Source organism: Agrobacterium sp. 22-226-1, assembly GCF_053522345.1.
In genome coordinates, this window is record NZ_JBNWCP010000005.1 from 270,920 (window position 1) to 278,665 (window position 7,746).

9 protein-coding genes are annotated in these 7,746 nt (G+C 59.5%); 4 read left to right on the plus strand and 5 right to left on the minus strand.

Annotated features, from left to right (window positions below; all coding sequences use genetic code 11):
- The first annotated feature begins 124 nt into the window (after positions 1 to 124).
- Positions 125 to 565 carry a metallopeptidase family protein gene (locus ACQZ5K_RS11405; protein WP_003520258.1) on the plus strand — a complete coding sequence of 147 codons (441 nt, stop codon included), beginning with the start codon at positions 125 to 127 and terminating at the stop codon, positions 563 to 565.
- Positions 566 to 584: 19 nt separating this feature from the next.
- Here ACQZ5K_RS11405 and ACQZ5K_RS11410 read toward each other — a convergent pair whose 3' ends face one another.
- A complete protein-coding gene (locus tag ACQZ5K_RS11410) occupies positions 585 to 791 on the minus strand; it encodes a DUF1737 domain-containing protein (RefSeq protein WP_003505258.1) in 207 nt (68 codons plus the stop codon).
- Complete coding sequence (locus tag ACQZ5K_RS11415; protein ID WP_448740399.1) at positions 788 to 1,699, minus strand: HpcH/HpaI aldolase/citrate lyase family protein; 912 nt, start codon at positions 1,697 to 1,699, stop codon at positions 788 to 790. The genes ACQZ5K_RS11410 and ACQZ5K_RS11415 overlap by 4 nt, the downstream gene beginning before the upstream one ends.
- A gap of 110 nt (positions 1,700 to 1,809) precedes the next feature.
- On the opposite strand from ACQZ5K_RS11415, the gene ACQZ5K_RS11420 reads away from it, so the two are divergent.
- The 3 genes from ACQZ5K_RS11420 (at position 1,810) to leuB (ending at position 4,147) form a co-directional block, all read left to right on the plus strand.
- A complete protein-coding gene (locus ACQZ5K_RS11420; protein WP_003520256.1) occupies positions 1,810 to 2,040 on the plus strand; it encodes a hypothetical protein in 231 nt (76 codons plus the stop codon).
- A gap of 166 nt (positions 2,041 to 2,206) precedes the next feature.
- Positions 2,207 to 2,812 (plus strand): 3-isopropylmalate dehydratase small subunit, encoded by a 606-nt coding sequence (gene leuD / locus ACQZ5K_RS11425; protein WP_448740400.1) that lies wholly within the window; start codon positions 2,207 to 2,209, stop codon positions 2,810 to 2,812.
- 222 nt (positions 2,813 to 3,034) lie between these two features.
- Positions 3,035 to 4,147: a 3-isopropylmalate dehydrogenase gene (gene leuB, locus ACQZ5K_RS11430; protein WP_031233748.1), complete on the plus strand. Its 1,113-nt coding sequence runs from the start codon at positions 3,035 to 3,037 to the stop codon at positions 4,145 to 4,147.
- On the opposite strand, the gene ACQZ5K_RS11435 is transcribed toward leuB, so the two are convergent.
- The 3 genes from ACQZ5K_RS11435 to cobA all read right to left on the minus strand — a co-directional run bounded on the left by ACQZ5K_RS11435 (position 4,128) and on the right by cobA (position 7,703).
- Positions 4,128 to 5,378 (minus strand): cytochrome-c peroxidase, encoded by a 1,251-nt coding sequence (locus ACQZ5K_RS11435; RefSeq protein WP_448740401.1) that lies wholly within the window; start codon positions 5,376 to 5,378, stop codon positions 4,128 to 4,130. The genes leuB and ACQZ5K_RS11435 overlap by 20 nt on opposite strands.
- A 223-nt stretch (positions 5,379 to 5,601) precedes the next feature.
- Complete coding sequence (locus tag ACQZ5K_RS11440; protein WP_448740402.1) at positions 5,602 to 6,918, minus strand: cobyrinate a,c-diamide synthase; 1,317 nt, start codon at positions 6,916 to 6,918, stop codon at positions 5,602 to 5,604.
- Positions 6,915 to 7,703 carry a uroporphyrinogen-III C-methyltransferase gene (gene cobA / locus ACQZ5K_RS11445; RefSeq protein WP_448740403.1) on the minus strand — a complete coding sequence of 263 codons (789 nt, stop codon included), beginning with the start codon at positions 7,701 to 7,703 and terminating at the stop codon, positions 6,915 to 6,917. The genes ACQZ5K_RS11440 and cobA overlap by 4 nt, the downstream gene beginning before the upstream one ends.
- Positions 7,704 to 7,746 lie beyond the last annotated feature (43 nt).

The window sequence follows — 7,746 nt, forward strand, 5'->3', positions numbered from 1 at the left end:
GATGACGACGGCTTGAAAAGTAACTGTAACGCCAAGAATTTCATGCTTTTTCGGCAGGTGAAGCAGTCGGGTCTCGAAATTTGTCCAGCAAGTGTTTATATGGGCCTTCCAACAAGGAGCAGAAATGGCCCGCATAGACCAGACCGACGATTGGCGGGACCGCCATGCGCCGACACTTTCCGCCTTCGAGTCGCTTGCGATCGAGGCATATGGCCACCTGCCGGAAGAATTTCGCGCACTGACGAAAGATCTCATCATCGAGATCGCCGATTTTCCGACCGATGACGTGTTCGAAGACATGGCGCTCGAAACACCCTTCGATCTTCTCGGACTGTTCGAAGGACGCGGCATCTCCGAACGTTTCACCATGGAAACGGGCGAGATGGTGAACCGCATCACGCTTTATCGCCGTCCCATTCTCGACTACTGGGCCGAGAATGAGGAAACGCTGGGCGATATCATCACCCATGTCCTCATCCACGAAATCGGCCACCATTTCGGCCTGTCGGACGACGACATGGAGCGGATCGAAGAAAGCGCCGACGAGGCCGCCGCCGATCGCTGATCGGGGCGGCTACCGCCGCTCACTGCTCGCCGAGCTTCATGTCCGGATGGTATTCCTTGCCCTCGACCACCTTGGTCACGGCCTGGCCGCAATGCATGACGCCGCTTGCGGCGTTGAAGGCATAGCTCGGCGAACCCGCGAGTTCCCAACCCTTGTTCAACGCCTCGGTGACCCGGTGACAGAATTTCGCGTCGTCGGGACCGGTTATGAAACGATAGACCTTCACGTCTTATTTGCCTCTCTTTGTGCGATGATATCGGCCATGGCGACCAGCCTTTCGGCCTGCCCCACATGCAGCCGTTCGATCATCCGCCCGTTCATGTTGATGACGTTCAATTCCACAGATTCGGGTTTTGCGAAAGCGGCAATGATCTCGCGGGCTTCCGCAACAGCGGCGTCGTCCGGGGCGAAGCGCTGATTGGCCGGCTCGATCTGGACCGGGTGGATCAGCATCTTGCCATCGAACCCCATGGCGCGACCCTGCTCACATTCGGCTTCGAAAGCGGCGATATCGCGGAAATCGTTCGAGACGCTGTCGATGACATCCAGACCATAGGCACGGGCGGCAAGCACCACCTGCATCATCCAGGGCACGAGATAAGTGCGTCCAGGAAGGGCCGGCACCCGCGTTGCCTTACGCAGATCGTTGAGCCCGATGACAAAAGCCGAAAGCCGCGCATCCGGCGTGTGGGCCGCGTCAGCAATCGAGGCGGCATTTAGGACACCAAGCGGCGTTTCGATCATCGCCCAGATTTTCAGGTGCTCCGGCACATCCGCCTCGGCCAGAAGATCAGCCACCTCGTGAATATCGGCCGGCTGCTCCACCTTCGGCAAAAGAATTGCATCCGGCCGGCAGGAAAGCACAAGCTGCAAATCCGCCTTACCGTCGGGCGTGGAAAGCGGGTTGATGCGGATAATGGTCTCGCCCGCTGCAAAAGGCCCTTCCGAAAACAGCTTTTGCAGATTGTCCCGCGCCTCGTCCTTCATCCCGGGCGCGACCGAATCCTCCAGATCGAGGATCACTCCGTCACAATCGAGATCGTGGATTTTTTCCAGTGCCCGGACATTGATGGCCGGCACGGAGAGCAACGAACGACGTGGTCTCACAAGAATATTTTCGGAAAAGTTGACCATGCCGCACTTGTGTCAAGCTTTTGTGACATCTGCAAGCTGACAATCCACTGAATCCTCTTGCAAGCCGGAAGAAGAAGGCCCACATTCGTCTGGATAGAAAGGTTTGGATCATGCAAGGCATACGTTCGTTTTTCATCGCCGCATCCGGCATTGCAATTCTGGCGATAGTCGCCCTTTTCACCGCGTCGCTTACGGTCGCTTTCATCGGCGTGCTCGCGGTTCTCAGTGCTGCCCGCCTGCTTTCCGCGCGTCTGAAGCCGGCCCCTGTTCCGGTTAAGCCCCGTAACCAGCGCGATATGCGCGTCTGGAACGACGGCAAGGGCACGATTATCGATCTCTGAGATCGTCTCAAGTCGGCAAAAATGCCAGAGCGCCGCGCGCGGCGTACCGAAGAACGCGGGTTTGCGCTTCTAAAGTGATGAGTTTTGCAGTATTTCCCGGCAGAACACGTCCGGTGAGCTTTAACCAGCCCCGGATTTTGTTGAAGGGAAACACGGGAAGCGACAGATGGAAAAATTCACCAAGCTGACGGGCGTTGCCGCGCCCATGCCGGTGGTCAATATCGACACCGATATGATCATTCCGAAAGACTATCTGAAGACCATCAAGCGCACCGGCCTCGGCAAGGGCCTCTTTGCCGAGTCGCGTTATCTCGAGGATGGTTCGCCCAATCCGGATTTCGTACTGAACAAGCCCGCTTATCAGAACACCCAGATTCTTGTCGCGGGTGACAATTTCGGTTGCGGCTCTTCGCGCGAACATGCGCCATGGGCGCTTCTCGATTTCGGCATCCGCTGCGTGATCTCCACCAGCTTCGCCGACATCTTCTACAATAACTGTTTCAAGAACGGCGTCCTGCCGATCGTCGTCAGCCCCGAGAACCTCGAAAAGCTGCTGGACGATGCATCGCGCGGATCGAACGCCGTTCTCTCCATCGATCTGGAAAGTCAGGAAATCAGCGGCCCCGATGGCGGCACGATCACCTTCGAGATCGATGAATTCAAGCGTCACTGCATGCTGAACGGTCTGGACGATATCGGTCTGACGCTCGAACATTCGGGCGCTATCGATACCTTCGAAAAGGCAAACGCCTCGGTCCGCCCCTGGGCCTGACCACATTTCTGCTCTTCAAAAAAGCCGATCCCGTACCAAACCGTACCGGATCGGCTTTTGCTTTGCTTGAAAAGCCCTTGAGGCGGAGATAAGAGACCTCCCATCCCGTCCGGCTGCGACACGATTTGCCATGTTCAGGACGGAATGAGTTTGACGCCGCGCTCGCCGCAATCGAAAACCCTTCAGGATGTTTTTCGGCGCGCCGCCCAAGGAGGGTTTATCATGACAGTCCGCTCGCTTTTCCTTCTGCCCGGTGACGGTATCGGCCCCGAAGCCATGGCCGAAGTCCGCAAGCTGATCGATTATATGAACAGCGCGCACAATGCCGGTTTCACCGTCTCGGAAGGTCTGGTCGGCGGCTCTGCCTATGACGCCCATGGCGTGGCGATTTCCGATGCGGATATGGAAAAGGCGCTAGCTGCCGATGCGATCCTGTTCGGCGCCGTTGGCGGCCCGAAATGGGATGGCGTCCCCTACGAGCACCGCCCGGAAGCCGGCCTGCTGCGTCTGCGCAAGGATCTGGAACTCTTCGCCAATCTGCGCCCGGCCATCTGCTATCCGGCACTTGCCGCAGCCTCTTCGCTGAAGCCGGAACTGGTCGAAGGCCTCGATATCCTCATCGTCCGCGAGCTGACGGGCGGCGTTTATTTCGGTGAGCCGAAGCAGATCATCGATCTCGGCAACGGCCAGAAGCGCGGCATCGACACGCAGATCTACGACACTTTCGAAATCGAGCGCATCGCCAGCGTCGCTTTCGAACTGGCCCGCACCCGCGACAACCGCGTCTGCTCGATGGAAAAGCGCAACGTGATGAAATCCGGCGTTCTGTGGAACCAGGTGGTCACCGAAACCCACGCCGCCAAGTTCAGGGATGTTCAGCTGGAACATATGCTGGCCGATGCCGGCGGCATGCAGCTGGTGCGCAAGCCCAAGCAGTTCGATGTGATCGTGACCGACAACCTCTTCGGCGACATGCTCTCCGACGTCGCCGCCATGCTGACCGGCTCGCTCGGTATGCTGCCCTCCGCTTCGCTTGGCGCGCCTGACGCCAAGACAGGCAAGCGCAAGGCCATGTATGAGCCGGTCCACGGTTCGGCCCCGGATATTGCCGGCAAGGGCATCGCCAACCCCATCGCCATGATCGCGTCCTTCGCCATGTGCCTGCGTTACTCGTTCAACATGGTGGATGAGGCAACAAAGCTCGAAGCAGCGATCGCAAACGTGCTCGACAAAGGCATCCGCACCGCCGACATCATGGCCGAGGGCAGCCGTCAGGTCGGAACCTCTGAAATGGGTGACGCGGTTCTCGCCGAATTCAAGGCGCTTTCGGCGTAACGCTGGACGAAACCGGCTGGGCAGGCGGCACCTTCGCCTGCCCATCTTCCTTCGGCAGAAGATGCTCGTATCTTTTGTCAGTCAGCGTCTTCAGAAAGGCGACGATGGCGTCCACGCGCTTGTCGTCCAGCGCCGGCGCGGATGTCAGTTCCGCCATGGCGATATTTTCAGGCACTTCCGGCGCATCCCACGTCTTGCCCGTTTCAGGATTGATCTGGCGGCTCGGTTTCTTGCTTTTATATTTCACATAAAACAGCACCACCGTGCGCAAATCCTTGAACACGCCATTGTGCATGTAAGGACCGGTGACGGCGACATTGCGCAGCGTCGGCACCTTGAACTTGCCACGCTGGGCGGCATCGCCGGCAACTTCAGGATTTTGCGCCAGACCCAGATCGAGCGCGCCCGGCTTGGAGCCGTTCACGGCCCGAACCGATATATTGGCGGGAACGCCGATGTTGAAATATTTGTGGTTGGTGAAGAGGCCGTCTTCCAGGCCCCTTGCGCCACGGATTTCATGGCAGGTATTGCAATTGGTGAATTGCGTCGAAGAGATCAGGACCCGACCCAGCTCTTCCTGATCGGTCAGCTTCTCCTCACCGCGCAGGAAACGGTCATATTTGGAATCGAAAGTGGAAAATTCATCGGAGCGCTCGAAGCTCGCCAGCGCCTTCGTCATCGCGGCATAGGCAGTGTCGTCGCTCTCAAAAACATCCTTGCCGAACTGCGTGCCGAAAGCCGCGACATAATCCGGGTTTTCCCTGAGCCGTTTGACGACCGAGGCCTTGTCCGGCATGCCCATTTCGAGGGGATTGAGGGGCGGACCGCCCGCCTGATCTTCAAGCAGGGAGGCGCGGCCATCCCAGAACTGCCCGCCGACATACTCGCCCGCCGCATTCCTGCCGAAAGGCGGCGTGAAGCGGGCATAAGCTGCAGTCGGCGCGTTGCGGTCACCCAGTGAAATACCGTCATCGCCAAGCGATACGTCCCGCCCCACCTTATCGCTCTCCCGCGCATCGGAAAAACCGACGGCCTGCATGTGGCAGGTGGAACAGGCCATGGTGCGGTTCATCGAAAGGCTGGGATCGTCGAACAGTGCCGCACCGAGCTTTTCCAGCGTCGCATAGTCTTCACCGCCATGGGCAGCCATACCATCGACACCGGTGCCCAAGGGGGCCAGCAGAATGGATGCGGCAAGAGCAGCGGAGACAAAAAATCCGGGTTTCATCATCGGTAGGCACGCTCGATATAAATGCGCGAGAGCAGGTTCGGACCGAAAAATATGAAGCGGCTTTCGGTCCCGCCACGCTTCACCGAGCATGGATCACGGGAGATAACTCCGCGCTTCCATGCCCTATAAAGAAATCTATAGCACTTTCCCGTGATCCAGGCCTACAAACTTTCACAGCTTGGTCCACTTTGCCGCAGGTCCTCGGACAACACCCCGGAAACGATCAACCGCCTCTGGCGATGGCGTGGAAAAAAGTCCCCGAGACAAGACCTCTCCTGCCGCCCGATGGCCCGAGCGGACGACCCTGCCCGTCCGCAATCTGGGCGAAGGGTTCATCGCGGCCAGGATCGGTAACCCGCGCATAATGGAATTCATGGCCGCGCAGAACATCACCCGCCGCGCCAAGCGGTCCGCTTGCCGCGATTGTTGCCTGCCGGTAGCCGAGATTCATCTTGCGCGTCGCAAAGCTGGTGGCATGCGACAGAAGCCCGGTCATGGCATGGGTCACCCCATCCGCATCTTCCAGCGCCTCTCCGAGCACCATGTAGCCGCCGCACTCGCCATGAACAGGCTTTGTCGCAGCAAAGCGGGCAATACCAGCCTTGAAACCAGCCGCATCCGCAAGCTTTCCGGCAAAAAGCTCGGGATACCCACCCGGCAACCAACAAATATCGCAGCTCCCGTCGGGCGCCTCATCCGCGAGCGGGGAGAATGGCACGATCTCGGCCCCGGCCGCCTGCCAATGCTTCCTGAGATGCGGATAAAGGAAAGTGAACGCCGCATCCTCTGCCAGCGCGATGCGCTGGCCGGGCGGCGCAATCGCCGTGTCCACCGAGCCGGAAGGCACATTCACCGGCGCGGCGAGAGAAAGCAGGGCATCGAGATCGATGGATTTTTCCATCGCATCCGCCAGCCGTTCGATATGCGCATCGATTTCCGGATGTTCGCTGGCCTGCACCAGCCCCAGATGCCGTTCGGGCAGGATGAGCGACGGATCACGCAGCATGCAGCCGACAACGGGAAGGCCGATTTTTTCGATGGCTTCCGTGCACAGCGTCCGGTGTCTTTCGCTGCCCGCCCGGTTCAGCACCGCCGCCGCCATGGTAACGGCCGGATCGTAGTGGGCAAAACCATGGGCGATGGCAGCGGCCGTCTGCGACTGGCCGGATACGTCGAGCACCAGCAGCACGGGAATGCCGAACAGCCGCGCCAGATCCGCGGCCGAACCCGTGCGATTTTCCGCAACCGGAATACCGTCGAACAGGCCCATGGCGCTTTCGATCAGAACAAGTTCCGCATCCCCGGTCTGCTGCGAAAACAGATACCGCAGCAATTCCGGCCGCATGGCCCAGCTATCCAGATTAAGACCTGATGTGCCGGTGGCGAAGGCATGGAAACCGGGATCGATGTAGTCAGGTCCTGTCTTGATGCCGCGCACCTTGATACCGCGTCGGGCAAAGGCCCGGAGCAGGCCGATAGTCACGCTGGTCTTGCCGGAGCCCGAGCGCGGCGCACCGATGATGATCGCCCGCGCCGTCATGAACCGGAAACTCCAAGACGCGCCCGCATCGAAACAATCTCGCCGATGACGATCAAAGCCGGTGCTTCGAAATTTTCCCGCTTTGCATCGTCAGCTATGCTTTCCAGCGAGCCGATGAAAATCCGCTCCTGCGCCGTCGTTGCCGACATGATGACGGCGACCGGCGTTTCGCCGGAACGGGCACCCTGCATCAAGAGGCTGGCGATCGTGCCGATATTCTTCAGCCCCATGTAAACGACGATGGGTTCCCGTGTTTTCGCCAGCGCCAGCCAGTCCAGATCCTCTTCGGTGCCCGCCGCGTGGCCCGTGGCCAGCGTTACGGCGCGGCTGATGCCGCGCATGGTGGCGGGGATGCGGGCGGAAGCAAGCGCGGTGAACGACGAGGTCATGCCCGGCAATATGCGAAACGGAATGCCGGCTTGGACAAGCGCCTCCGCCTCTTCGCCGCCGCGCCCGAAAATAAAGGGATCACCGCCCTTCAGCCGCAGCACCTTTTTGCCCTGGCCGGCGAAATCGATCAGCGAAGCGGTAATATCGTCCTGTGTCGCGGAGGGCTTGCCACCCCTTTTGCCCGCAAAAACAATCTCTGCCTGCGGACCGAGGGCAACGACTTCGTCGCTCACCAGCGCATCGCGCACGATGATATCGGCCTGAGACAGCGCGAGCGCCACTTCCAGCGTCAGATAACGCACATCGCCCGGCCCTGCGCCCGCGAGCCAGACGTGGCCGGCCTCGAAGACCGGACCTTTTGCGGCAATGCTGTTCAAAATCTGCGCTATCGACATTCTTCTTGGCTGCTTTTTAACGATGACGGAAAAAGCCGTCCCG

Excerpts from the sequence above, each read along its gene's own strand:
- ACQZ5K_RS11405 (WP_003520258.1), top strand. The coding sequence starts at position 125 with ATGGCCCGCATAGACCAGACCGACGATTGGCGGGACCGCCATGCGCCG.
- ACQZ5K_RS11415 (WP_448740399.1), bottom strand. The coding sequence starts at position 1,699 with ATGGTCAACTTTTCCGAAAATATTCTTGTGAGACCACGTCGTTCGTTG.
- ACQZ5K_RS11420 (WP_003520256.1), top strand. The coding sequence starts at position 1,810 with ATGCAAGGCATACGTTCGTTTTTCATCGCCGCATCCGGCATTGCAATT.
- leuD (WP_448740400.1), top strand. The coding sequence starts at position 2,207 with ATGGAAAAATTCACCAAGCTGACGGGCGTTGCCGCGCCCATGCCGGTG.
- leuB (WP_031233748.1), top strand. The coding sequence starts at position 3,035 with ATGACAGTCCGCTCGCTTTTCCTTCTGCCCGGTGACGGTATCGGCCCC.
- ACQZ5K_RS11435 (WP_448740401.1), bottom strand. The coding sequence starts at position 5,378 with ATGATGAAACCCGGATTTTTTGTCTCCGCTGCTCTTGCCGCATCCATT.
- ACQZ5K_RS11440 (WP_448740402.1), bottom strand. The coding sequence starts at position 6,918 with ATGACGGCGCGGGCGATCATCATCGGTGCGCCGCGCTCGGGCTCCGGC.
- cobA (WP_448740403.1), bottom strand. The coding sequence starts at position 7,703 with ATGTCGATAGCGCAGATTTTGAACAGCATTGCCGCAAAAGGTCCGGTC.